The 23,420-nt window shown below is 59.6% G+C and carries 17 protein-coding genes; 13 read left to right on the top strand and 4 right to left on the bottom strand.

The window, feature by feature from the left end:
• The first annotated feature begins 139 nt into the window (after window positions 1-139).
• The 7 genes from AC13QY_RS02725 to AC13QY_RS02695 all read left to right on the top strand — a co-directional run bounded on the left by AC13QY_RS02725 (window position 140) and on the right by AC13QY_RS02695 (window position 10,656).
• Window positions 140-3,400: a GH36-type glycosyl hydrolase domain-containing protein gene (locus AC13QY_RS02725; protein ID WP_488492715.1), complete on the top strand. Its 3,261-nt coding sequence runs from the start codon at window positions 140-142 to the stop codon at window positions 3,398-3,400.
• A 152-nt stretch (window positions 3,401-3,552) separates the two neighbouring features.
• Window positions 3,553-4,209 (top strand): DUF2161 domain-containing phosphodiesterase, encoded by a 657-nt coding sequence (locus tag AC13QY_RS02720; RefSeq protein ID WP_113350550.1) that lies wholly within the window; start codon window positions 3,553-3,555, stop codon window positions 4,207-4,209.
• A gap of 262 nt (window positions 4,210-4,471) precedes the next feature.
• Entirely contained in the window at window positions 4,472-5,971 is a 1,500-nt protein-coding gene (locus AC13QY_RS02715; protein WP_152093232.1) for a DegQ family serine endoprotease, read from the top strand.
• A 332-nt stretch (window positions 5,972-6,303) separates the two neighbouring features.
• Window positions 6,304-6,933: a DnaJ domain-containing protein gene (locus AC13QY_RS02710; RefSeq protein WP_113329703.1), complete on the top strand. Its 630-nt coding sequence runs from the start codon at window positions 6,304-6,306 to the stop codon at window positions 6,931-6,933.
• 226 nt (window positions 6,934-7,159) lie between these two features.
• A complete protein-coding gene (locus AC13QY_RS02705) occupies window positions 7,160-8,653 on the top strand; it encodes a lipopolysaccharide biosynthesis protein (RefSeq protein ID WP_152093231.1) in 1,494 nt (497 codons plus the stop codon).
• 77 nt (window positions 8,654-8,730) lie between these two features.
• Window positions 8,731-9,546, top strand: a complete 816-nt coding sequence (locus AC13QY_RS02700) for a galactosyl transferase (protein ID WP_113350552.1) — start codon at window positions 8,731-8,733, stop codon at window positions 9,544-9,546.
• Window positions 9,547-9,585: 39 nt separating this feature from the next.
• Window positions 9,586-10,656, top strand: a complete 1,071-nt coding sequence (locus tag AC13QY_RS02695; RefSeq protein WP_488492714.1) for an acyltransferase family protein — start codon at window positions 9,586-9,588, stop codon at window positions 10,654-10,656.
• A gap of 9 nt (window positions 10,657-10,665) precedes the next feature.
• On the opposite strand, the gene AC13QY_RS02690 is transcribed toward AC13QY_RS02695, so the two are convergent.
• Window positions 10,666-11,994, bottom strand: coding sequence for an aminotransferase-like domain-containing protein (locus AC13QY_RS02690; protein WP_113350554.1), 1,329 nt, complete (start codon window positions 11,992-11,994; stop codon window positions 10,666-10,668).
• Window positions 11,995-12,094: 100 nt separating this feature from the next.
• On the opposite strand from AC13QY_RS02690, the gene AC13QY_RS02685 reads away from it, so the two are divergent.
• From AC13QY_RS02685 to AC13QY_RS02665, 5 genes are all read left to right on the top strand, one after another.
• Window positions 12,095-13,072: an ABC transporter substrate-binding protein gene (locus tag AC13QY_RS02685; protein ID WP_113351031.1), complete on the top strand. Its 978-nt coding sequence runs from the start codon at window positions 12,095-12,097 to the stop codon at window positions 13,070-13,072.
• A gap of 46 nt (window positions 13,073-13,118) precedes the next feature.
• Complete coding sequence (locus tag AC13QY_RS02680) at window positions 13,119-14,009, top strand: ABC transporter substrate-binding protein (RefSeq protein ID WP_113329823.1); 891 nt, start codon at window positions 13,119-13,121, stop codon at window positions 14,007-14,009.
• Entirely contained in the window at window positions 14,006-14,950 is a 945-nt protein-coding gene (locus tag AC13QY_RS02675; RefSeq protein WP_113350555.1) for an amino acid ABC transporter permease, read from the top strand. Before AC13QY_RS02680 ends, AC13QY_RS02675 begins: the two co-directional genes overlap by 4 nt.
• Window positions 14,947-15,738, top strand: coding sequence for an amino acid ABC transporter ATP-binding protein (locus AC13QY_RS02670; RefSeq protein WP_442966485.1), 792 nt, complete (start codon window positions 14,947-14,949; stop codon window positions 15,736-15,738). The genes AC13QY_RS02675 and AC13QY_RS02670 overlap by 4 nt, the downstream gene beginning before the upstream one ends.
• A gap of 75 nt (window positions 15,739-15,813) precedes the next feature.
• Window positions 15,814-16,995: a M20 aminoacylase family protein gene (locus AC13QY_RS02665; protein ID WP_113350556.1), complete on the top strand. Its 1,182-nt coding sequence runs from the start codon at window positions 15,814-15,816 to the stop codon at window positions 16,993-16,995.
• A gap of 506 nt (window positions 16,996-17,501) precedes the next feature.
• Here the strand turns inward: AC13QY_RS02665 and AC13QY_RS02660 are convergent.
• A complete protein-coding gene (locus tag AC13QY_RS02660) occupies window positions 17,502-18,512 on the bottom strand; it encodes a hydrogen peroxide-inducible genes activator (RefSeq protein WP_113350558.1) in 1,011 nt (336 codons plus the stop codon).
• 341 nt (window positions 18,513-18,853) lie between these two features.
• On the opposite strand from AC13QY_RS02660, the gene katG reads away from it, so the two are divergent.
• Window positions 18,854-21,052, top strand: coding sequence for a catalase/peroxidase HPI (gene katG, locus AC13QY_RS02655; protein ID WP_113350559.1), 2,199 nt, complete (start codon window positions 18,854-18,856; stop codon window positions 21,050-21,052).
• 40 nt (window positions 21,053-21,092) lie between these two features.
• On the opposite strand, the gene AC13QY_RS02650 is transcribed toward katG, so the two are convergent.
• A complete protein-coding gene (locus tag AC13QY_RS02650) occupies window positions 21,093-22,118 on the bottom strand; it encodes an acyltransferase family protein (RefSeq protein ID WP_113420135.1) in 1,026 nt (341 codons plus the stop codon).
• 147 nt (window positions 22,119-22,265) lie between these two features.
• A complete protein-coding gene (locus tag AC13QY_RS02645) occupies window positions 22,266-23,273 on the bottom strand; it encodes an aldo/keto reductase (protein WP_113350561.1) in 1,008 nt (335 codons plus the stop codon).
• Window positions 23,274-23,420 lie beyond the last annotated feature (147 nt).

The following is a 23,420-nucleotide window of genomic DNA, read 5'->3' as shown; positions in this document are numbered from 1 at the left end:
GCGCCGGATCGGCGCCTGTATTTTCCGTAGGCCGTCACAAAAGATTGCGCTGGTGAATGGCGAATTGCCTCCTATGATCGGGCGCCGCCTTGTGATCTAGTGCCCCTCATCCGATCCATGAATCAGCGAGATCACGCTTATGTCCTCGGACACCAATCGCAGCTTTCAAACGCCCCGCCGCGAAGAACTTGGCCTTATCACGCTCGCCAATACCGCCGGTCTTTCGGCTTCGGCGCTGCCGAACGGCACACTGTTTTCGATCGACTTTGCCGACCAGCAGGGCGGCGTCATGATCAATCAGGTGCTCGGATCGCCTGTGTATGGCGGTATTGGCCGGCTCTATCTGCGCATCGGCGGGCCTAAGCCGGCGACGGCCGAAATCGTCGGCCCGAAAGCCACGGTAGAGTTCGGCCATGGCAAGAGCGGCTTTTCCTGGAGCGGCGAAACGGAAGGCGTACGACACACCGTCAGCCTCCGGCTGCATCCGAGCCAGACCGCATGGTTCTGGCAAATTTCGCTGGAAAACAGCACCAACGCGATGCTTTCGGCTGATCTCATCCTCGTTCAGGATGTCGGCCTCGGCGATCGCGGCTTCCTGATGAACAGCGAGGCCTATGCCTCGCAATATATCGACCATCACATCGCCACCCATGCCGCCTTCGGCCCTGTCATTATGGTCAGGCAGAATCTCAAGCAGGGCGGCGGGCGAAATCCGTGGCTCGCGCAAGGCTGCCTTGAGGGTGCCGCGGCTTACGCGACCGATGCCATCCAGCTCCTCGTGCCCTCCAAGAGCAATGATGGCGTCATGGTGCCGGATTTCGGCGCCAGCCTGCCGAGCACGCGCCGCCAGCATGAGGTCGCCTGCCCGACAATCCAGTCGAAGCCGCTTTCGCTCGCAGCAGGTGGCGCCGCCACTACGACCTTCTTCGGCCTCTTCATCGCCGATCATCCGGCTGCTTCCAGCGATGCCGACCTTGCCCATCTCGATGGCCTGCCGAAACTTCAGGGCGAATTGGCGATCGACACGATTGCTGCCGCTCAATCGGCACGCAGTCTCGTGCAGGCTGCCCCTCTTGCTGAGAGCGGCAGCCTGGATCAGGCCGCCATCGACACGCTTTATCCGAAGCGGATGTTGGAGGAGCGGGCCGATGGAAAACTGCTCTCCTTCTTCGTGCCGGATGGAGTGCATAACAGGCACATCGTGCTCCAGGAAAAGGAACGCCTGGTGGCTCGCCGCCACGGCGCCATCGTTCGCAGCGGCCAGAATATGCTGCTCGATGACCAGACGCTGGCTGCCACCTGCTGGATGCAGGGCATCTTCGCCGCGCAGCTGACCATCGGCAACACCTCCTTCCATAAGCTGTTCTCGGTCTCGCGCGATCCCTACAATATGACGCGATCGAGCGGCCTGCGCATTCTCGTCGACCTTGGCGACGGCTGGCGCCTGCTCGGCGTGCCCGCCGCCTTCGAAATGGGGCTCAGCGATACCAGGTGGATCTACAAGCTCCCCGGTCGCACCATCATCGTTTCGGCAATCGCCTCTGGCGACGATCCGGCCATGCAATGGAGCGTTTCGGTGGAGGGCGAACCCTGCCGTTTCCTCGTCTTCGGCTATGTCGTGCTTGGCGAGCGAGACTATGAGGCCGTGGCGAACATCGCAATCGATACGGTAGGCAAGCGCATCTCCTTCCGGCCGCAGCCGTCCTGGCTCTGGGATCGCTACCCGAAGGCCGGCTATCACCTCGTCACGTCGACCCCGGATGCCTTCGAAACCGTTGGCGGCGATGAGCTGCTTTATACCGATGGCACCACCCGCAACGGCCCGTTCATCGCCCTGAAATCGCGCCCGACGAAGGCACTACGCTTTGCCGTCACGGGCTCGATGACCGATCCGGATGCGGCGGAAGCGCTTGCCGCGCGCTACAGCGCCGGTGTCGAGAGCGAAGAGATGCTCGCACCCGCGCAACGTTTCTGGAGCCATGTAACGCGAAGCGCGCGCATCGAGGGCGATGGCCGCGATGTGGCGGCACAGGCGGTCATGCTGCCCTGGATCGCGCATGATGCCATCGTGCATTTGAGCGTGCCGCACGGGCTCGAACAATATACGGGTGCTGCCTGGGGCACGCGGGACGTCTGCCAGGGGCCGATCGAGTTCCTGCTTTCCTACGAGCATGACGAAGAAGTCCGGCAGATCCTTTCAACGCTCTTTTCCGAGCAGTATCGCGATCGCGGCGACTGGCCGCAATGGTTCATGCTGGAGCCCTATGCCAACATCCGCGCCGGCGAGGCTCACGGCGATATCGTCGTCTGGCCGCTGAAGGCGCTCTGCGACTATATCGAGGCGACCGGCGACATCGCTTTCCTTGCAGAAACCGTGCCGTGGCGTGCCGACGACACCATGCAGCTGACGTCGGAACGCGCGACGATCTCCGATCACATCGAAAAACTGCTGAACACCGTACGCAGCCGCTTCGTGCCGGGCACGAGCCTCATCCGCTACGGCGAGGGCGACTGGAACGACAGCCTGCAGCCGGCCGACCCGCATCTGCGCGATTGGATGGTCAGCAGCTGGACCGTTTCACTTCTTTACGAGCAGCTGGTGCGCTACGCCAATATCCTGACGCTTGCCAGCCGCAATGAGGAAGCGCAGTCGCTTCAAGCGACTGCGGTCGCCATGCGCGCCGATTTCAACCGGCTCCTGATGCGTGACGGCATCGTTGCCGGTTATGGCGTCTTCGATCCGAGCCATGACGGCGTCGAATTGCTTCTGCATCCAGAGGATACGCGCACGGGCCTGCATTATTCGCTGATCGCGATGACGCAGCCGATGATCGGCGGCCTGTTCACGCCCGATCAGCGCCATGTCCATATGAAGATCATCCGCGAGAACCTGCTGTTCCCGGATGGCGTCCGATTGATGGAAAAGCCGGCGACCTATTCCGGCGGCCCAGAAAAGCTCTTCCGGCGTGCCGAATCCTCGTCGTTCTTCGGCCGCGAGATCGGACTCATGTATGTGCATGCGCATCTGCGATACTGCGAAGCCCTGGCGCTTGAAGACGATGCAGAGGCCGTATGGGCAGCACTGGCACTTGCCAACCCGATCGCAGTCAGCGGCCGGGTGGAACATGCGTCGCTGCGCCAGCGCAATACCTATTTCAGCAGCAGCGATGCGGCCTTCGACGACCGCTATCAGGCTTCCGCGGAATGGGCGCGCGTCAAGGCAGGCGATATCGCCGTCGATGGCGGCTGGCGCATCTATTCGAGCGGCCCCGGCCTCTATACCAAGAGCCTCATCGGCAATATCTTCGGTTTCAAGCGGCAATTCGGGCAGCGCATCCGCAAGCCGTTGTTGCCGGCTTCGATCGGCGCCTGCGACGTCAAGCTGGATTTCAAGGCGTAAGCTACCCGTGAGAGGGGCCTCGCCATCGGCCCTTTTTTTTCACACGCCTGCAATATTCGCCTTTGCAGCAAGACCCGCTTCGCACCTTTATCGACCGTCTGGTTAACCGAATCGGCTAACCTTGTCCGGACATGCAAAGCCCGGAGGCGGATTTGGAAACGGCGCTCTATCTCCCCATCAAGTCATTTCTCGAAGCCGCCGGCTATGCGGTGAAAGGCGAAATCGGCGGCTGCGACCTCGTTGGAGTGACTGATGGCGAGCCGCCGGTCGTGGTCATCTGCGAACTGAAGATGACCTTTAATCTCGAACTCATCCTGCAGGCGGTGGATCGCGCAGCTGCCAGCGATGAAGTTTGGATCGCCGCCCGCGTCTCGAAGAAGGGAAAGGGCCGGGAAGGCGATCGCCGGTTCCGCGACTTGTGCCGCCGGCTGGGCTTTGGCATGCTCGCCGTATCGGACAACGACGTCGTGGATATCGTCGTCAGCCCCATCGCGCCAATGCCGCGCAAGAACACACGGCGCAGATCGCGCCTTGTCGAGGAACATCGCCGGCGCAAGGGTGACCCGGCACTCGGCGGCAGCACCCGCAAGCCGATCATGACCGCCTACCGCCAACAGGCCCTTGCCTGCGCCGCCGCCATCGAAAACGGCGTGCAGCGCCCTAAGGATATGCGCGAAGCGGCACCGAAGGCCCCACAAATTCTAAGGGATAATGTCTATGGCTGGTTCGAGCGCATCGACCGCGGCATCTACGCGCTGACGGAGCTTGGAACAGAGGCCCTCAAGCGTTGGCCGGCAGCGCAGCTTTGAATATGGAAAATTTCCGGCCGTCCAACATTAAATTCATGTAATATCTTAAAATTTTGCAATAAAAATATGATCAATATTTAATTTGTAAAAGTTAATTTGCGGATCATATTAACACCAAGCGCCAATTCAAATCTATACTTTGCTTCCCGTAGTAAAAAATGGGAAACGAAGTCGCTCGCAAAATTGACGCGGACCAATCGCAGCCCATCCCCGATATGGACGGGCTGCCAAACCGCCAACGATCTCGCAAGGGACTTTTGCCATGCCTTCTCTTCTCCGCAAACATCGCACAGCCGCCATCGTCGGTGCCGCTATCATCGTCGGCGCCGGCGCATTGCCTTTTGCCTTCAGCACATCCGCAACCCTCGCCTCGGCGGCAGAGCCGGCCGGCATCATCGCGCCCGGCGGCTCCTTCGCTCCGATCGTCGACGCCGATAAACCGGCCGTCGTCACCGTCACCACCACCATGAAGGCGACCGACACCAGTGCCGAAAGCAATTCGCCGATGGACGAGCAGTTCCGGCAATTCTTCGAAAATCAGGGCATCCCGTTCCCGAAGCAGATGCCGCACCAGCAACAGAACCAGCGCGCCATGGCGCTCGGTTCCGGCTTTATCATCAGCCCGGACGGCGTCATCGTCACCAACAACCACGTCATTCAGAACGCCGTCGACATCAAGGTGACGCTCGATGACGGCACCGAGCTGCCCGCCAAGCTTTTGGGTGCCGATGCTAAATCCGATCTTGCCGTCCTGAAGATCAACGCGCCGAAGCCGCTCGCCACAATCGCCTGGGGTGATTCCGACAAGCTGAAGCTTGGCGACCAGATTCTGGCGATTGGCAACCCCTTCGGCATCGGCACGACCGTTACCGCCGGCATCGTCTCGGCCCGCGGTCGCGACCTGCACAGCGGCCCCTATGACGATTTCATCCAGATCGATGCGCCCATCAACCACGGCAACTCCGGCGGGCCGCTGGTTGACCGCGAAGGCAATGTGGTCGGTATCAACACCGCTATTTACTCGCCGAATGGCGGCAGCGTCGGCGTCGGCTTTGCCATTCCCTCCGACGAGGCCAAGGCGATCGTCGCCAAGCTCGAGAAGAACGGCTCGATCGATCACGGCTATCTAGGCGTCGCCATCCAGCCGGTGACCTCGGATATCGCCAATGCCATGGGCCTCTCGCAGACCCAGGGTGCGCTCGTTGCCAGCGTCAATGACGATACGCCAGCCGCACGCGCCGGCATCAAGAGCGGCGACATCGTTACCGCCGTCGGCAACGAGGCCGTCAAGACGCCGAAGGATCTGTCGCGGCTGGTCGCCGATCTCTCCCCCGGCGAAAAGCGTTCGGTCACACTGTGGCGCGACGGCAAGAGCATGGACGTCAATGTCACCATCGGCGGCAATGACGACAGCAAGCAGGCTGCCAACGACGCTGGCGACGGCAAGGTGCAGCCGTCCAACCAGCCAAGCATCGGTGTCGGCCTCGCCAACCTCACACCGGATGTGCGTGAGCAGCTGAATCTGCCGCATGGTGTCGAAGGCGCCGTCGTTGCCAGTGTCAATCCGGACAAGCCCGCCGCTGCGGCCGGCATCCAGACCGGCGACATCATCGTCTCGGTCAACGACCAGCCGGTGCATAACGCCCATGAGGTGCAGACGGCCGTCGCCAAGGCCGGCAAGGATGGTCGCAAATCCGTGCTGCTTCTGATCGAGCGCGACGGCAACAAGACCTTCGTCGCCGTGCCGTTCTCGGCGGCTTAAGCATCTGAGGCAGTGAATGATCGGCCCGCTTCCGTCGACGAAGCGGGCCGATTGCCGTTATGTCACCAAAAGACGCCGACGTTCCACAAGGCTGACCATTGTCAACTCTGCCGGCTCAAGCAGTCGCGCTCGACCGAACGATTTGAGATGCTGAATTTCCACAGAAGAGGCTGCTCGCCTTTGACATAGGACTCTTTTTGTCCAAACTCTGCCTTTGTGATGGTACAAATAGCGCCGGAGCCGATTGAAACGGCCGGGCGGGACATTTAAACCGCGCGGGCGATATCAGCGGCCAGGCCTTAAAACAGGAACAAGCGGCGGCAGGAGTTGGAGTGACTGATCCATACGATATTCTCGGCGTTGCGCGCGATGCGGGCGAAGAGCAGATCAAGGCGGCTTATCGCAAGCGCGCGAAGGCAGCCCATCCGGATTCCGGCGGCGATACCGACGCTTTCGCGCAGCTGCAGAAGGCCTACGAGCTTCTTCTCGACCCCGTTCGCCGCAAGGTGTTCGACGATACCGGCTATGACGTCGAACTGACCGATGCCGTCGACTTGCAGGCGCTGGTCGCCATCGAAAAGCTGATTACCGAGATAGTGCTGGACGAGCGGGAACCCGGCACATTCGATCCGGTCGCCAAGATGCGAGCGAGCCTTCTGGAAGAAATTCGCAAGGCGAATTTCAGCAAGAGCGAGCTCGAGCGACACTCCAATCGCATCGGCCTTCATCTCGACCGGCTCGGTAAGCGCCCCGGCAAGGACGTGGTCGGACACATGCTGCGCGCCCGCATCAAGGCGATCGCCACCGCCATCAGCGAAACGGAAGCCAAGATCGGCGCCAACGAACGCGCCTGCGACATGCTCGAAGGCTATCTTTACGAGATGAACGAGCCTCTGGATGAAGCCGATGCTGCTCCCGAAATCGAATGGGACGAGCCAAGAGTCCGCTCGGCCGCGCAGTGAAGGCGGCGCTTTTCGCCGCTCTGAAGTGATAAAATTCGCGTTTGCCTTGATCGCGAGATCACTTTCAGCAACGCAATGTTGCAATGCAACAATTCTCTCTAGACAAATCGAGGGGCTGGCCTAGATCAAGCATCCAACACGCCGTCCTGCTCCATCGAATGATGGCGAAGCGGCAATGGCGGGCGCCGGATCTCCGGCATCCGCTGCAGATCTAAAACGGCGAGGTATGCGATTGCTAGCGTCCGAAGCGGATGAAATCGTCTTTGAACACTTAAGCGAAAACCGGTCGCGGGCCGCATTGAGGGGCGCTTTCTGGTCGGCGCTGGATACGCTTATCCCGACGGCACTCAACAGCCTTGTCTTCGTCGTCACCTCCCGTTTCCTTCTGCCGCAGGATTTCGGCCTGGTCGCGCTCGCCTTCGCCATCGTCAGTTTCGCCTCCGGCTTCGGCCCGACGGCCTTCGGCGAGGCACTGATCCAGCAGAAATCCATTCGGCGCAGCCATCTCGATACGGTCTTCTGGCTATCCTTCGTCTCCGCAGCCATCCTCTATGCCGCGCTGTTTCTGCTTTCGCCGTTTCTCGCCCATTGGCTAGGACATGACGATATCGTCAAACTGCTGCTGATCATCGGCCTGAAAATCTTCTTCGACATGATGATCATCGTGCCCAATGCCCTGATCGGCCGCACGATGTCCTTCCATCTTGCTGCGGCCCGCACCGCGATCGCCACCTCTGTTTCGGCGATCATCTGTCTTTCGCTGGTTTTCGCCGGTTTCGGCCTGTGGGCGCTTGCGATTGCTCAAATCGCAGCACCGGCGGCCGCCTGCATCGCCGCTTTCTGGGGGGCGAAATGGCTGCCTGGCTTCAGGGTAAAGCTCTCGAGCCTGCGCGAACTGCTGCATTACGGCATCTTCGCCTCAGGCAACCGCTTCCTCCAGACCATGAATCTCGACCAGCTGATCATCGGCACGCTGGTAAGCCCGGCTGCTCTCGGTATCTATAATTTCGCCCGGCGGCTCTACGAGATGCTCAACAATGTCGTGGCGGGCGGGCTGAATTCGGTCAGCCACGTGCTGCTCTCCTCACTGCAGCATGATAAGGACAAAGTGCGTGAAGCCTTCCTCATGGCGACCTTCGGGTGCTCGCTAGTGTCCTTTCCGGCCTTCATGGGGCTTGCAGCGGTCGCCGACGATGCCATTCCGCTGATCTTCGGGCCGCACTGGGCTGCCGCCGTTTGGCCGGTTCGCTTCTTCTGCGTCATCGGCCTGATGGCCGGCATCGGCATCATCCAGGCTTCCTTGATTACCAGCCAGGGCAGATCCGACTGGTGGTTCTACTATCAGCTGGTGCGCAACATCGTCTCGATCCTCACCGTGCTCGTTCTTCACCAATATGGGGTGACAACCGTCGTCTTCGGACTCATGCTCGGAGTGGTGATGCTCTGGCCGGTGACGCTGTGGATGGTGTCGCGATTGATCGGCCTCAGCATTCTGGAATATTTCGGCCAGTTCCTAAGACCTATCGCTGCTTATCTCGGCATGCTTGTCGCCGTCTTGGCAATCTCGTCGGCGCTGATCGACCGGCCCCTTGCGGAACGCCTCGTCTGCGAAGTCCTGGTCGGTGGCCTCGCCTATTCGGCCCTCATCCTTCTCTTATGCAAGGAAAGGGTCCTCTTCCTCGTGCGGACGACGCTGCAAGGCCGTCGCGCGAAGGCATAGTAGCCGCCATCCCGAATAAGGACGGAAACAACGCTCATTCGATCCCGCGATAGAATACCAAGTCGGAAAGGCGCCTCATGACACTGGTCACGTTCATCATTCCCGTTCGCCATCAGGCCAATTCCAATGATTGGCCGGCGCTCAAACGACGCCTGTCGCAAACGATCGCATCGATCGCCGGGCAGTCCAACAAAAACTGGCGCGGCGTAGTCGTCGCCAATGAAGGCGCAGATCTGCCGGATCTGCCGCCGAATTTTACGGCGGAACGCGTGACCTTCCCGCCGAACCAGCTCCACGACATCGATGGTGCCGATCGCGAAAAGGTCTACGATGCGTTCCGGCTGGACAAGGGCCGCCGCGTCTTGAGCGGCATGCTGTCCGCGCGCGATACCCGCTTCTTCATGATCGTCGACGACGATGATTTCGTCAGCGCCAATATCGTCGATTTCGCCGCTAGAAATCCCGATGCCAACGGCTGGAAGATCGACCGCGGCTATCTCTGGAACGAAGGCGGCCGGCTGCTTATGCATCACAACGACTTCGCCAATTTTTGCGGGACATCGCTGATCATCCGCTCCGATCTCTACCGTTTGCCGGCGACCTTCGAGGATGCCGAGATCGACTATATCAAATCCATGCTCGGCAGCCATGTGCGCATCGGCAAGCTGCTTGCAGACGCCGGCGCGCCGCTCGGCTCGCTGCCTTTCCGCGGCGCGATCTATCGGGTCGGCCATGCGGGTGCCCACAGCAAGTCCTCCAATCTCATCAGGACCCATTTCCTGAACCGGTCGGTGCTGACAAGTCCCCGTCAGTTCCTGGGCAATCTTTCGCGGGTGCGCCCGCTCGATCGAAATTTGAGAAGCGAATTTTTCGGCGCGCGTGCCGCTGGATAGCGTAAGCGCAATCCTTTCCGCTCAACGAGGTTTCGATCAATGCCGGCTGATGCGACGAGACATAGATATGCCGCCCTGGATGCGATGCGCGGCCTGGCGGCATTCGCCGTTGTCGTCTATCACCTCGACAGGCCCTATGCGCCTTCGGCCTATATCGCCGTCGATTTCTTCTTCGTGCTCAGCGGCTTCGTCATCGCCAGGGCCTATGGTGAAAAGCTTGATGGCGGCATGACGGTGCTGGCCTTCATGAAGGCACGATACGCGCGTCTCTATCCGCTCTTCCTGATCGGCAGCGTCTACGGCCTCGTGCAATTGCTGCTACATTGGCAGGCGGCAGGCGTCGGGCGGGCCGATCTTGCCGCAAGCATCCTCACCACCGTCTTCATGCTGCCTTCTCCAAGCTTTCTGACGCGGTCGGCCGGAGACATCTTGGCGCTCTACCCGCTGAATGGTCCCGCCTGGTCGCTGTTCTGGGAGCTGTTGGCCAATCTGGTATTCGCACTGGTGCTGTTCAGGCTGAAAACGCGGAGCCTCATCCTCATTGCCGCCGCATCTCTGGCGATGCTGATCGTCTCGGTTTTTCTCCACAAATCGCTCGATCTCGGCTGGGAATGGCACTCTGTGGATGGCGGCCTTGCCCGCGTCTTCTTCTCCTTCACCCTCGGAATGATCATCTATCGGCTTCGAGGTAAAACCGTGCTGGGGCGCACGGTGAACAGCTATGCCGCACTATTGCCTATCGCGGCGATCTTAGCCTTGCTGTTTCTCCCCACCTATTCGCTGAAATATGCGCTTGTCTTCTGCATTCTGATCTCGCCGCTCATCGTCCTTGCCGGCACCATGCTCGAACTGCCGGAGAGGCTGCAGCGGCTCGGAATCTTTCTCGGCTATCTCTCCTACCCGATCTACATGTGCCATCGCGGCTTTACCGAGATCTACGGGCATCTGATGCGTAATATCCACTTGCCGCAGCCCGTCTACATCGCGATCTATCTCGTCGCAATTTCCATCATTTCGCTCATCTCGGCCAGGCTTGCGACTATCCTCGTCAAGTACGCTTCCTCTTGGAGGGAGACGCCTAAAAGCCTGGGCGCAACTTCAAGCCATTAGCTCCACCCTTCACGTGTGAACGGCCGCCAGTGCGATGGCATCCGCAACATATTCGCGCCGCTCCAAGAGTTTGGCCGTCGCGACCCGCAAATGGCTGCTGGGCAGGATCGAGAACTTGGCGCCGGGATGCACTGCAATGCCCCGGGCGGCAAGCGTCACCATTGCGAAGGGCTCCGACGAGACAGGCACCCAGGCACATAGTCCTTCTCCATGCCACGCATCGACGCCGCGCTCGCGAAGCGCATCGATGAGGCCTGCGCGGCGTTCCCGATAGGTCCTGCGGGCATGATCGAGGCATGATGCCGTTGCCGGATCGCGCAGCAACCAGGCAGCCGCCGCCTGCAGAATGCGGCTGGTCCAGCCGGAGCTGAAGCTGCGATAGGATTGGATCTGGTCGATGATCGCGCGCGAGCTCGACAATACGGCGAGGCGCAGATCCGGCCCATGCGTTTTCGAAAATGACAGGATATGGATGACCCGATCGGGAAAGAGATGCCCCATGGAATGGCGAGGCGAGATCGAGATGTCGGCGACACCATCGTCTTCGACGATCAACGTATCCTTGTCGCGAAGGATCTCCGCGATCCCTGCCATGCGTGCAGGGCTCACGCTCTGGCCCGTGACGGAATGGATGCGCGGCTGAAAGATGAAGGCGACCGGGCGATATTTCAGCGCCTCCTCCAGCGAGGCCGGCAGCGGACCCTCTTCATCACATTTCACCGGAATGATGCGGGCGCCCCGATCCTCAAGAATATCGAGAAGCCGCATTCCCGTCGGATCCTCGATCGCAACGGCGGCACCCGGCATGACCAAGGCATTGATCAGGGTATAGACGGCATTATAGCCGCCATTGGTCGCCAGGAACGCTTCCGGCTCATAGGGCCATGTCTTCCTGACCTCGCGCTCAAGCTCCGGCAGGATGCGGCTGCGCTCGTAGCTGTTGAGATTTTCGGCCGAGGCGCCATAGGCCATCGCGGCCTCCAGCTTCGGCAGTAGCTGCACATCGGGAACGGCTGCCGTCAGATTGAGGGCATCGGAACCGTAGTCGCCGACGCTTGCCAGCCGTGCCGGCTTGGCGACGAAGCGGTCGCCGCTCACCCATGTGCCATTCCTGCCGCGCCCGCTGATGATCTTCTGGCGTCTGAGCTCGCTCCAGGCTTCCGATAGGGTAGCCGGGCTCACACCAAGGGCAAAGGCCAGGTCGCGGAGCGGCGGCAGCTTGGTGCCAACAGGTAGGGCACCGGCTCGGATGAGCGCGCTCGTCTCGAGCGCGATGCCGCGAATGGTCCGATCGCTCAATTTCGAGGCAAACCATTTCGCATCCCACTCTTCGCTCATTTTCGCACCATTTTTAATGTTCAATAACGTAATAACATTTGATCGACCTATATTGAACATTTACTCGTTGAGAAAACAAGTTTTCCTGCGAGTGAATTTCATGCCCCTTGCTCTCCGCCTTGCCCTTCGTGACTGGGATTACATGACCCCTCTGGTCCTGGGCGATGTCTCTTCCCCAAAACTCGACATTAGAGTGGACCGGGTCGGCACGCTGATCCCGCATGTCGGCAAGAGCGACGCCTATGACGCGGCGGAAACGTCCTTCAGCCGCTACACGCAGATGCGCATCGACGGTGACGAAAGTGTCGTCGGCATTCCGAATTTCATCATGCGCGGCTTCCGCCATCGCTGCGTCATCACCACCAAGGAAAGCCCGATCACAAGCTTTGCCGAGCTCGCCGGCAAGCGCATCGGCGTAACCGGCTGGCGCGACTCCGGCAATACCTGGACTCGGGCAGCACTACGGCGCGAAGGTGTCGGCGTCGAAGATGCCATGTGGTATGCCGGCCGCCTCACTGAAGCCCATCCGATCACCGATCGCCTCGACGGCTTCGGCCGCCCCGGCCGCATTGAGGCAGCACCTGGCGAAAGGCCGATGGTGGATCTGCTGAAGGAAGGCAAACTCGACGCAATCTTCACGCCCTTCATGCCGGATGGCTATTTCGCCGGCAATTCCGGCTTCCGCCAGCTATTGCCGGATTTCCGCGCCGCCGAGCATCGCTATTTTGCCGATGTGGGCTATGTACCCGGCATGCACCTGATCGGCTTGAAGGCCGAGCTCGTCGCCGAGCATCCCTGGGTCATGGGCGAACTGAGCGCTCTTATCGATGAATCGCAACGCATGTGGCTCAGCAAGCGGCGCAAATATGCCGACACCACGCCCTTCATGCTCGACGAACTCTTGAAATCGGCAACCGAGCTGCCCGAAGGGTGGGACGCGAGCGGCTTTGCCGCCAACCGCAAGATGATCGCCGATTTCGCCAGGGAACTGCATGTGCAGGGTATCCTGCACCGGCTCATGACGCCGGAGGAACTCTTCCCGTTCGACGTCGACGGCAGCCGGACGAGCGCTGCCTGACCACCAACTGAAAATCAGAGACGCAAAGCAAAAAAGGGGAATGAACATGTCGCTGAAGAAAATGACCTACGTCGCCCTGGCAAGCCTGATGATGTCGGGCGCTGCCTTCGCCGAGGATGCGAGCTTGCCGAAACTTTCGATCAACAAGGACCTGCAGGCCAAGCTGCCAGAGGCGATCCGCACATCGGGCAAGATGATTTCCGTCAACAACGGCTCCTTCCCTCCCTATGAAATCGTCACCGGCACCAAGTTGACGGGCGCCAGCGCCGATCTGACCGATGCGATCGGCGAGGTGCTCGGCGTGAAGATCGAGCATGAAAGCGTCAGCGGGCTGCCTGCGATCCTCGCCGGCATCAACTCCGGCCGCTATCAATTCGCCTTCGGCCCGATCGGCGATTTCAAGAGCCGCGAGGAAGCCAATGACTTCGTCGACTGGGTACAGGAATTCGTCGTCTTCGCCGTCCAGAAAGGCAATCCGAAGGGCATCACCTCGCTCGACAGCGCCTGTGGGCAGCGCATCGCCGTCATGGCCGGAGGATCGGCAGAAAAGGTGATCCAGGTTCAGGCCGAGAAATGCAAGACGGATGGCAAGGGCGCGATCGAGGTCCAGTCCTTCACAGACCAGCCGAGCTCGATCCTCGCCGTCCGCTCCAAGCGTTCGGATGCCTTCTTCTCCTCGCAGGCCCCACTCACCTATTTTGTCTCGCAGGCGAATGGCCAGCTCGAACTGACGGGCGTCGGCCAGAAGAACGGCTTCGAGGATCTCTATCAGGGCGCCGTCGTGCCGAAGGGCTCGCCTCTCGGTCCCATCCTCAAGGATGCCGTCAAACTGCTTATGGACAATGGCACCTATGCCGCCATCATGAAGAAGTGGGGCCTTGAGAACAACATGATCAAGGAACCCGGTATCAATCTTGGCGGGACATTGCCGAAATGAATACGAATTCCAGAAACAACGCATCGCCTTCTGGCGATGCGTCGGAACGGGATGTGGCGAATGCCCACACGCCGTTCCCGAAGGGTCGTGTGACGGCCTGGGTCGTCACGCTTGCGATCGCAGCCTATTGGGCCTGGTCGGTCGCCCACAATGAAAACTTCGGCTGGCATGTTGTCGCCCAGTACTTCTTCGATCCCGTCGTCATCAGCGGCCTCTATGTCTCGCTCGGTCTGACCGTCGTCGCCATGGCGCTTGGCATCATCTTCGGCCTGCTTTTGGCGATTGCCCGCATGTCGAAGGATAGACTGGCAAGCACACTTGCGTCCCTGTTCATCTGGTTCTTCCGCGGTACGCCGCTGCTCGTGCAGCTGATCTTCTGGTACAATCTCTCGACGCTCTTCCCGACGCTGTCGATCGGCATTCCATTCGGCCCGACCTTCGTCAGCTGGGACACGAATTCCGTCATCAGCCCGATGACGGCGGCAATCGCCGGCCTCGCCCTCAACGAAGCCGCCTATATGGCCGAGATCATTCGCGGCGGCCTGCTTTCCGTCGACAGAGGCCAGTTCGAGACCGCCGAGGCCTTCGGAATGACGAGAATCCGGGCTCTGCGCCGCATCATCATCCCGCAGGCCATGCGCTCCATCGTGCCGCCAACCGGCAACCAGCTCATCAGCATGATCAAGGCGACTTCGCTCGTCAGCGTCATAGCCATGGCCGACCTGCTCTATTCCGTGCAATCGATCTACAACCGCACCTTCGAAGTGATCCCGATGCTGCTCGTCGCCGTCATCTGGTATCTGCTGATTACCTCGGTGCTCAACATCGGCCAGAGCTATATCGAGCGCTATTACAGCCGCGCCGACCGCCGCACCGGTGGGACGAAGGCGGCAACGGAGAGCACGCCCGCGCTCGTGCCGGCACAGGAGGCGGGCCAATGAACGCTCCCATGAACTCAGCCATCAACGTCAGTCCCCTGGTACAGGCGCGCAACGTCCACAAGTCCTTCGAACATCTCGAAGTTCTGAAAGGCATAGACCTCGATGTGGCGCCAGGCGAAGTGGTCGTCATCCTCGGCCCTTCCGGTTCCGGCAAGTCGACCTTTCTGCGTTGCATCAACCATCTGGAAGCAATCAATCGCGGTTCGATCGAAGTCGACGGCGAACAGATCGGATATCGGTTGAACAAGGGCCGGCTAGTCAAGCTCTCCAACCATGCGATCGCGCTGCAGCGGCGCAAGATCGGCATGGTGTTCCAGCAGTTCAATCTCTATCCGCATATGACGGCGCTGCAGAATGTCATCGAGGCACCGATCGGCATCCATGGCGAGAGCCGGAAGCAGGCGACGGAAAATGCGCTGGCGTTGCTTGACCGCGTTGGCTTGTCAGCCAAGGCCAACAATTATCCGCGCCAGCTTTCGGGTGGCCAGCAGCAGCGCGTCGCAATCGCCCGAGCGCTGGCGATCAAGCCGAAGCTGATGCTGTTCGACGAGCCGACGTCTGCGCTCGATCCGGAACTGGTCGGCGAAGTGCTCGCCACCATGCGTGACCTTGCCAGACAGGGCCTCACAATGATCGTCGTCACCCACGAGATCGGCTTTGCCCGCGAGGCTGCCGACCGTGTCGTCTTCATGGACGGCGGCAAGATCGTCGAGCAGGGCAAACCGGAGGATGTAATCGGCAATCCGCAGCATCCGCGCACCAGAAGTTTCCTGTCGCGCTTCATCTAGCGCGACACAGATATCATCAGTGAAGCCCGCACGCTCTATGGCGGATGGCGGCTCAAGCGAACCATTGGAATAGCCATGACCCTCGACAACGATTTCGCCCGCCTTTCCCACTTCGAGCCGATGAAGGCCGAACTGACAGATATTCGCCAGCATCTGCACGCCCATCCTGAGCTGTCTTTCGAGGAGGCGGAAACGGCGCGTTTCGTCGCCGAGAAGCTGGAAGCCTGGGGCTATGAGGTGACGCGCAATGTCGGCGGCCATGGTGTCGTTGCGCGCATGACGGTCGGTGCCGGCAAGAAGAGCATCGCGATCCGCGCCGATATGGACGCGCTGCCGATTACCGAGCAGACTGGTAAGCCCTATGCCAGCAAGGTGCCCGGCAAGATGCATGCCTGCGGCCATGATGGCCACACCACCATATTGCTCGGAGCTGCCGAATATCTCGCTCGTACCCGCCGCTTCAACGGTACTGTAAACCTGATCTTCCAGCCGGCCGAAGAGGCGGGAGCGGTCAGCGGCGCTCCCGCGATGATCAAGGATGGCCTCTTCGAACGCTTTCCCTTCGACGTCATTTACGGGCTGCACAATCATCCGGGTGCGCCGGAAGGTACGTGGCTGCTACGCTCCGGCCCGCTAATGGCCGCCGCCGACACAGTTGAGATCACCATCACAGGCAAGGGCGGCCATGCTTCACGCCCGCATCTGACCATCGATCCCGTCGTCGTCGCCTGCAACCTCGTCGTCAGTCTGCAGACGATCGTTGCCCGCAGTGTCGACCCAACGCAGACGGCGGTCGTGACCGTCGGCGCCATCCACGCCGGCGAGGCTTCGAATGTCATTCCGGAAAGCGCGAAGATGCTACTCACGGTCCGCTCCTTCGATCCGAAGGTGCGTGAGCTGCTTGAAGCCCGTATTCGCAAGCTGACGGCTTCTATCGCGGATGGCTATGGTGCGAGTGCAGAGATCGACTATGTCCACGGCCATCCGGTCGTCGTCAACTCGGAGAAGGAAACGGAATTCGCGCGGATGGTTGCCGAGGAGCTCGTCGGCGCTGATAAAGTCACCACCTGTGGCCTGATTCCCGGCAGCGAGGATTTCTCCCATTATCTGGAGCATAAGCCCGGCAGCTTCCTGCGCCTCGGCAATGGCTTGAATTCGGCCATTCTCCACAGCGCCAAATATGATTTCGCCGACGGAAGTCTCACCGTCGGTGCGGCGATGTGGGCACGCCTGACCGAGCGTTATCTCGACGCCTGAACCTATTCTTATCTCGATCGCACGAGGAACCGGCGACGCGACAATAAACGATAGCCCTGGCAATAAGCCGGGGCTGGTCCGTTTTCTGGAATGTCATGGAAAAAGCGGAATGCGACGCCTTCAATAGCGACGCCAGGCCTGCGAGAGCAGTGCGATTCCTGCATTCATAAATACTACTTATCGAGCGATCCGCGACTATCGCCCGTTGCAGGCGCCGTATTTGCAGGCGTTTCAGTCCGCAGCCCGGTTTCCAGCTGCACATTCCGAGTCTGCATTACCCGCCATTCATTTTCGAGGCGATCAATCACATACGTAGGAATTTCATTTCTTACGCTTTCAAGCTCTTGCATCACGACCTCCATTGTCATGCGTTACTGGCATGACATGGAGGAGTTTCTTTGTAAATCAAGCTATTAAAATATTTAAACGATTAGAATATTTTCAATCGTTTGAAATATCACCTTCTGTGGAAAAGATCCAAATAGCGTTAATGCGCAATGCGGAGCTTACCGATGCGAAGCCGGATCATCGATGGTGCCAAAGCCGGGACGGCGAGCAGCCGGCGGTTGCAATCGCCCTTCGAGCTCCAGGTCTTGCGCGCGCCAGATTGAATCGTGTTGTTCGCGCATGGCATCGGCCGCCTCACGGACCACTTCGGAAATCTGCAGAAGCTGCTTGGCGAGAGGGCTCGTCCTGCGCCAGATCATGCCGATGGTGCGTGAGGGCTGCGGGCTTTGGAAGCGCACCGTCGACACCGAGGCCGAGCGGGTTTCCACGGCTACCGCCATCTCTGGTATCAGAGTGACGCCGATGCCGGCGCTGACCATCTGCACCAGCGTCGACAGCGAGCTGCCGTCCATCAGCTCCCGCGGCAGGGCTGAGTGGATGTTGCAAAAGGAGAGCGCCTGATCGCGAAAGCAGTGTCCTTCCTCCAGGAGCAGCAGCCGCATTTCGCGAAGCGCTTCCCGGTTGGGCACCGGCTTGCCCTCGTCCTCGCTCGGCCGCACGAGTACGAAGTTTTCCGCAAATAGCGGCACTTCCGTGAGCGATGTTTCGGAGATCGGCAGGGCGACGATCGCGGTATCCAGCCTCCCCTCCTCCAGCTCCTCGACCAGTTTCGAGGTCAGGGTCTCACGCACATGGATATCAAGCCCGTCATAGATACGGGTGAGGTTGCCGATGATGCTCGGCAAGAGATAGGGCGCGACCGTGGGGATGATGCCGATCCGCAACCGTCCCACGGGCTGATTATGCGATGCGCGGGCAAGATCTCCCAGCTCGTCGACGGAGCGCAGGATGTCGCGGACGCGAATCGCGAAAGCTTCCCCGAAATTGGTCAGCCGGACCTGGCGCGCGCCTCTTTCGAAGAGGTCCGTGCCGAGCTGCTCCTCCAGCTCCTTGATCTGCATCGACAAGGCGGGCTGGGAGATCGCGCATAGATCGGCCGCACGTCCGAAGTGGCCGAGCCGAGCCAGCGCTTCGAAATAGCGAAGCTGTTTGAGCGTGAAGTTTGCCATAAGCCCATCTTATCGTGCCAATCAGGAAATCCAACTTAAATTAATGGAAAGGCTTGGCTATAGTGCCGCAGCAGAGATGAGATGCGGCCGCCTGTCATACGAAGCTCATATTGAGAGCATTGACTGCGTTCAGTCCATCGATGCACGGGCCGGTCGGAAGGCAGGGGACCCAAGCTTTGCCTGCTTCCACGTCTCCGTTTCACGCGAGGCCAGAACAACGAGAGATTCATGCGTCTGACATGTCGCTGCCATACCCGTTTTAGAACCGGGCCATTTTCCGGCGGGCTGGCAAAGCTCCTTCTCCGGTCGTCACAAATCAAATCATCGTAAGGGAGAGTATCATGGATACAAAAGTCGAAACTGCCGGCAAATGTCCGTTTCCGCATGGAAACACGAGCGTTTCCGCACGTTCGAACCGAGACTGGTGGCCGAATCAGCTGAACCTTCGGATTCTTCACCAGAATTCGGCCCTTTCCAGCCCGATGGGCAAGGCGTTCAACTACGCCGAGGAATTCAAGAAGCTCGATCTGGAGGCCCTGAAGAAGGACCTCACCGCCCTTATGACGGATTCGCAGGATTGGTGGCCAGCCGACTTCGGTCACTACGGTCCGCTCTTCATCCGCATGGCCTGGCATAGCGCCGGCACCTACCGCACGGGCGACGGCCGCGGTGGCGCCTCCTCCGGCACGCAGCGTTTCGCTCCGCTCAACAGCTGGCCGGATAACGTCAACCTCGATAAGGCCCGCCGCCTGCTCTGGCCGATCAAGCAGAAATACGGCAATAGCATCTCCTGGGCCGACCTCATGATCCTGACGGGCAACGTTGCGCTGGAATCGATGGGCTTCAAGACCTTCGGCTTCGGCGGCGGTCGTGAAGATGTCTGGGAACCGGAAGAAGACATCTATTGGGGCGCGGAAGACACTTGGCTCGGCGACAAGCGCTACAGCGGCGATCGCGATCTGGAAAACCCGCTCGCAGCCGTGCAGATGGGCCTCATCTACGTCAATCCTGAGGGACCGAACGGCAATCCGGACCCGCTTGCAGCCGCACGCGACATCCGCGAGACCTTCGCCCGCATGGCAATGAACGACGAGGAGACCGTCGCCCTCATCGCCGGCGGCCATACCTTCGGCAAGACGCATGGCGCAGGCGATGCCGCCCATGTCGGCCCCGAGCCGGAAGCAGCCGGCATCGAAGAACAGGGCCTCGGCTGGAAGAACAGCTTCGGCACTGGCAAGGGCGGCGACACGATCGGCAGCGGTCTCGAAGTCACCTGGACCTCGACGCCTACCAAGTGGAGCAACAACTTCTTCTGGAACCTGTTCGGCTATGAATGGGAACTGACGAAGAGCCCTGCTGGCGCGCATCAGTGGGTGCCGAAGCACGGCGCCGGCGCCGGCTCGATCCCCGACGCGCACGACAAGTCCAAGCGTCATGCGCCGTCGATGCTGACGACCGACCTCGCCCTGCGCTTCGATCCGGCCTATGAGAAGATTTCTCGCCGCTTCTTCGAAAATCCGGATGAGTTCGCCGATGCCTTCGCCCGCGCATGGTTCAAGCTGACTCATCGCGACATGGGGCCGCGTGTTCGTTATCTCGGTCCGGAAGTGCCGAGCGAAGAGCTCATCTGGCAGGACCCAATCCCGGCTGCCGGTCCCGCATCGATCGATGCCAACGATGTCGCTGTCCTCAAGGCCGAGATTGCTGCATCGGGTCTCACCATTCCGCAGCTGGTTTCGACAGCCTGGGCTTCAGCTTCGACGTTCCGCGGCTCGGACAAGCGCGGCGGCGCAAACGGCGCTCGCATCCGTCTTGCTCCGCAGAAGGACTGGGAAGCCAACCAGCCGGCCCAGCTCGCTTCCGTGCTGGCGACGCTCGAAGGCATCCAGAAGAAGTTCAACGATGCTCAGACCGGTGGAAAGACGGTATCGCTTGCCGATCTGATCGTTCTCGGCGGCTCGGTCGCTATCGAACAGGCTGCGAAGAAGGCCGGTCATGACCTGGTCGTCCCCTTCGCTCCCGGCCGTACCGATGCGACGCAGGAACAGACCGACGTCGAGGCCTTCGCCGTTCTCGAACCGATCGTCGATGGCTTCCGCAACTACCAGCGGCAGGCCTACACCGTCTCTTCCGAAGAACTGCTGATCGACAAGGCACAGCTGCTGACGCTGACGGCGCCGGAAATGACCGCCCTCATCGGCGGCCTGCGTGTGCTGAACGCCAATGTTGGTCAGAGCCAGCACGGCGTCTTCACCAAGCGTCCGGAAACGCTGACCAACGACTTCTTCGTGAACCTGCTCGACATGGGCACGGAGTGGAAGGCGGTTTCGGATGCCAAAGACGTCTTCGAGGGACGGGACCGCGCGACGGGCGACGTGAAGTGGACCGCCACGCGCGTCGATCTCGTTTTCGGCTCCAACTCGCAGCTGCGCGCGATCGCCGAAGTCTACGGCCAGTCCGATGCCGAGAAGAAGTTCGTCCAGGACTTCGTTGCGGCATGGACCAAGGTCATGAACGCCGACCGCTTCGACATCGCTTGATGCAAGATATCGGGCGCGATCAAAGGTGATCGCGCCCTTTTCAACCGGTCTCAGAGACGGCATTTTGCCGCTTGCTTCTTTCGAACCACGCATTCAATCCCGTGCGTGCCGGCTGCTCGATCAGATAGTAGCTAAGCAACCCGAGGCATACGGCTATGACAAGCGCAGGCAGTTCGGCCAAGCGATCTAGCCGAGCCAGTACGTAAAACGGTTGCTGCCATAAATATATTGAGAACGACATCCGCCCAAGTCGCCGGATGGCAGAGCCTTCAAATAAAATCTTAGAGAAGCGAGTAGCACTCCCGATCGAACATACGCTGATCGCCAGCAACAAGGTTTTAACGCCAAAAAACAGCCAGGCGGCGTCCGCGAACAAGCGTGCGGCCAAGCCGCAGAAAAATATCAAAGGTACCAACCATTCCAGGGATAATCCGCAGCTTCGCTGCCCGATCAGCAGGAACAACGCGGCAGAAATCAAAATTGGCGCTGCCGCCACTTGGCTCGACCAAAAGACGATAAATGGATTTTGCCCGTAAACGTCATATTGCAAAATGCCGGTGGCAAGTGCGGTAAGACCAAGTAACAACAGGGAAAATCCCACGAATTTGTTGCCGGCATCGCGCAAGCCAAAGGCCAGCAGTCCGAGCAGAAGATAGCTGTGCTCTTCGACGCATAATGACCAAATGTGATCGAATATCGAAATGAAAGTATGGCTCGTAATTATAAAGTAGTTCAGCGTGAAAGAAAGCGCGGCGAGCACACCCGCAAGATCGGGTGCAAGCGACGTTGAGGAGAAGATCGCTGCATTCACCAAAACAAATATAAACAAAGTCGGATAGACGCGGCTGAAACGCCGAAAGAAGAAAATGCCCAAAGGCATCTCCCTGACGAAAAGGATCTCGGCCATAAGCCGTCCTGAGAGGACAAAAAATAGATCAACACCGGCGGATCCAAGACCGGGCAGGTAGTTGTCACCGCCGAAATGACCCATCAACACCAGAAAGACGGCCAGTCCACGCCATCCATCTAGGGCCGGAATATGGGGCGGTCTTCCTGCTTCTGACATCGGTAACCATCGGTTGAGCTATCCAACCGCTAGCGTAAGACATCAATATTAATGAAATTACTTTAAGTATTACCGAAATTAAGCACACGCTGGCATTTGGAGTAATGCGACTTCGTTACACTAACTCCTCAAACACGTGCTGGGAGTTCAATCGACGCAGCACAGAGGCGCGGCATTCTGCAACGGCAACGGCAGGGCGATGGTGTGATTGGGAATGGTAAGCGCATCCAGCGTCGCTGTCTGTTCGGGCGAGAGCCGGACTTCGAGCGCACCGATATCCTCATTGAGTTGCTTCAGCGTATGGACGCCGATAATCGTCGAAGATACGCCAAGGCGCGCCATTGCCCAGGCAAGGGCGACGCGTGCGGTCGTCGTACCGAGTTCATCGGCAACGCGGAACAGGGCGTCGACGATTTCAAGATCCTGTTCGTCGGGCCGTTGCATCAATTGCGCCGCATGCCCTGTTCTTGCGCCCGCATTGTTGGCACGCGTATATCGGCCGCTGATGAGGCCGCCGCTCAATGGCGAATGCGAGACGACGCCAAGCCCCAACCCGCGCGCCAAGGGAATGAGCTCGATTTCAAACAGCCGTGCGGCAAGCGAATATTCGATCTGCAAACCGATGAATGGAGCCCAGCCGTTGGACTGCGACAGGAGATGGGCATGCGCTACCTTCCAGGCCGGCGTATCTGAAATGCCGAAATAACGCAGCTTTCCCGACTGAACGAGATCGTGGAGCGCCTCCAGCATTTCTTCCAAAGGCGCCTGTATGTCCCAATTGTTCAGCCAATAGAGGTCGAGATAGTCGGTGCGCAGCCGACGAAGGGTCTCCTCGAAGCCGTCGATCACGGCTTTGCGGCCAAGCCTTTCGCCATGTCGCGCGACATCGAATTTGGCTGCGATGACAAGACGATCGCGCCGGATCGAGTTTTGTGCGACATAGCTGCCGACGACCGTCTGGCCGCCCGCTTTCATCGCTCCGTTGCCGGTATCGAGATAATTGCCACCGAGTTCGAGATAGCGCGTCAGGATCGCCGCAGGTTGATTTTCATGCGAATGCCGGATGAACCCCTTATCGAAAGTCATGGTTCCGAGCGCAAGCGGACTGACGCGCAACTCCGAGCGGCCGAGTGCGGCATAGTCTTCAAGATGCATGCATAATCCCCCAGCCGGCCTGCAACCGTTACATACCCGTGCAGGTTATGTAAAAGCATCCAGCAAAGGAGATAAGCACCAATTTCCAATTTTACAATTCGGGAATCCGGATAATCGGCCCGATATCGTTCAATTTTGCAATGCGAA

The sequence above is a fragment of the Martinezella sp. CNPSo 3795 genome (assembly GCF_057784475.1).
This window is presented reverse-complemented; position numbering and strand designations above follow the sequence as displayed.

Excerpts from the sequence above, each read along its gene's own strand:
- AC13QY_RS02725 (WP_488492715.1), top strand. The coding sequence starts at position 140 with ATGTCCTCGGACACCAATCGCAGCTTTCAAACGCCCCGCCGCGAAGAA.
- AC13QY_RS02715 (WP_152093232.1), top strand. The coding sequence starts at position 4,472 with ATGCCTTCTCTTCTCCGCAAACATCGCACAGCCGCCATCGTCGGTGCC.
- AC13QY_RS02705 (WP_152093231.1), top strand. The coding sequence starts at position 7,160 with ATGCGATTGCTAGCGTCCGAAGCGGATGAAATCGTCTTTGAACACTTA.
- AC13QY_RS02700 (WP_113350552.1), top strand. The coding sequence starts at position 8,731 with ATGACACTGGTCACGTTCATCATTCCCGTTCGCCATCAGGCCAATTCC.
- AC13QY_RS02695 (WP_488492714.1), top strand. The coding sequence starts at position 9,586 with ATGCCGGCTGATGCGACGAGACATAGATATGCCGCCCTGGATGCGATG.
- AC13QY_RS02690 (WP_113350554.1), bottom strand. The coding sequence starts at position 11,994 with ATGAGCGAAGAGTGGGATGCGAAATGGTTTGCCTCGAAATTGAGCGAT.
- AC13QY_RS02685 (WP_113351031.1), top strand. The coding sequence starts at position 12,095 with ATGCCCCTTGCTCTCCGCCTTGCCCTTCGTGACTGGGATTACATGACC.
- AC13QY_RS02680 (WP_113329823.1), top strand. The coding sequence starts at position 13,119 with ATGTCGCTGAAGAAAATGACCTACGTCGCCCTGGCAAGCCTGATGATG.
- AC13QY_RS02675 (WP_113350555.1), top strand. The coding sequence starts at position 14,006 with ATGAATACGAATTCCAGAAACAACGCATCGCCTTCTGGCGATGCGTCG.
- AC13QY_RS02670 (WP_442966485.1), top strand. The coding sequence starts at position 14,947 with ATGAACGCTCCCATGAACTCAGCCATCAACGTCAGTCCCCTGGTACAG.
- AC13QY_RS02665 (WP_113350556.1), top strand. The coding sequence starts at position 15,814 with ATGACCCTCGACAACGATTTCGCCCGCCTTTCCCACTTCGAGCCGATG.
- AC13QY_RS02660 (WP_113350558.1), bottom strand. The coding sequence starts at position 18,512 with ATGGCAAACTTCACGCTCAAACAGCTTCGCTATTTCGAAGCGCTGGCT.
- katG (WP_113350559.1), top strand. The coding sequence starts at position 18,854 with ATGGATACAAAAGTCGAAACTGCCGGCAAATGTCCGTTTCCGCATGGA.
- AC13QY_RS02650 (WP_113420135.1), bottom strand. The coding sequence starts at position 22,118 with ATGTCAGAAGCAGGAAGACCGCCCCATATTCCGGCCCTAGATGGATGG.
- AC13QY_RS02645 (WP_113350561.1), bottom strand. The coding sequence starts at position 23,273 with ATGCATCTTGAAGACTATGCCGCACTCGGCCGCTCGGAGTTGCGCGTC.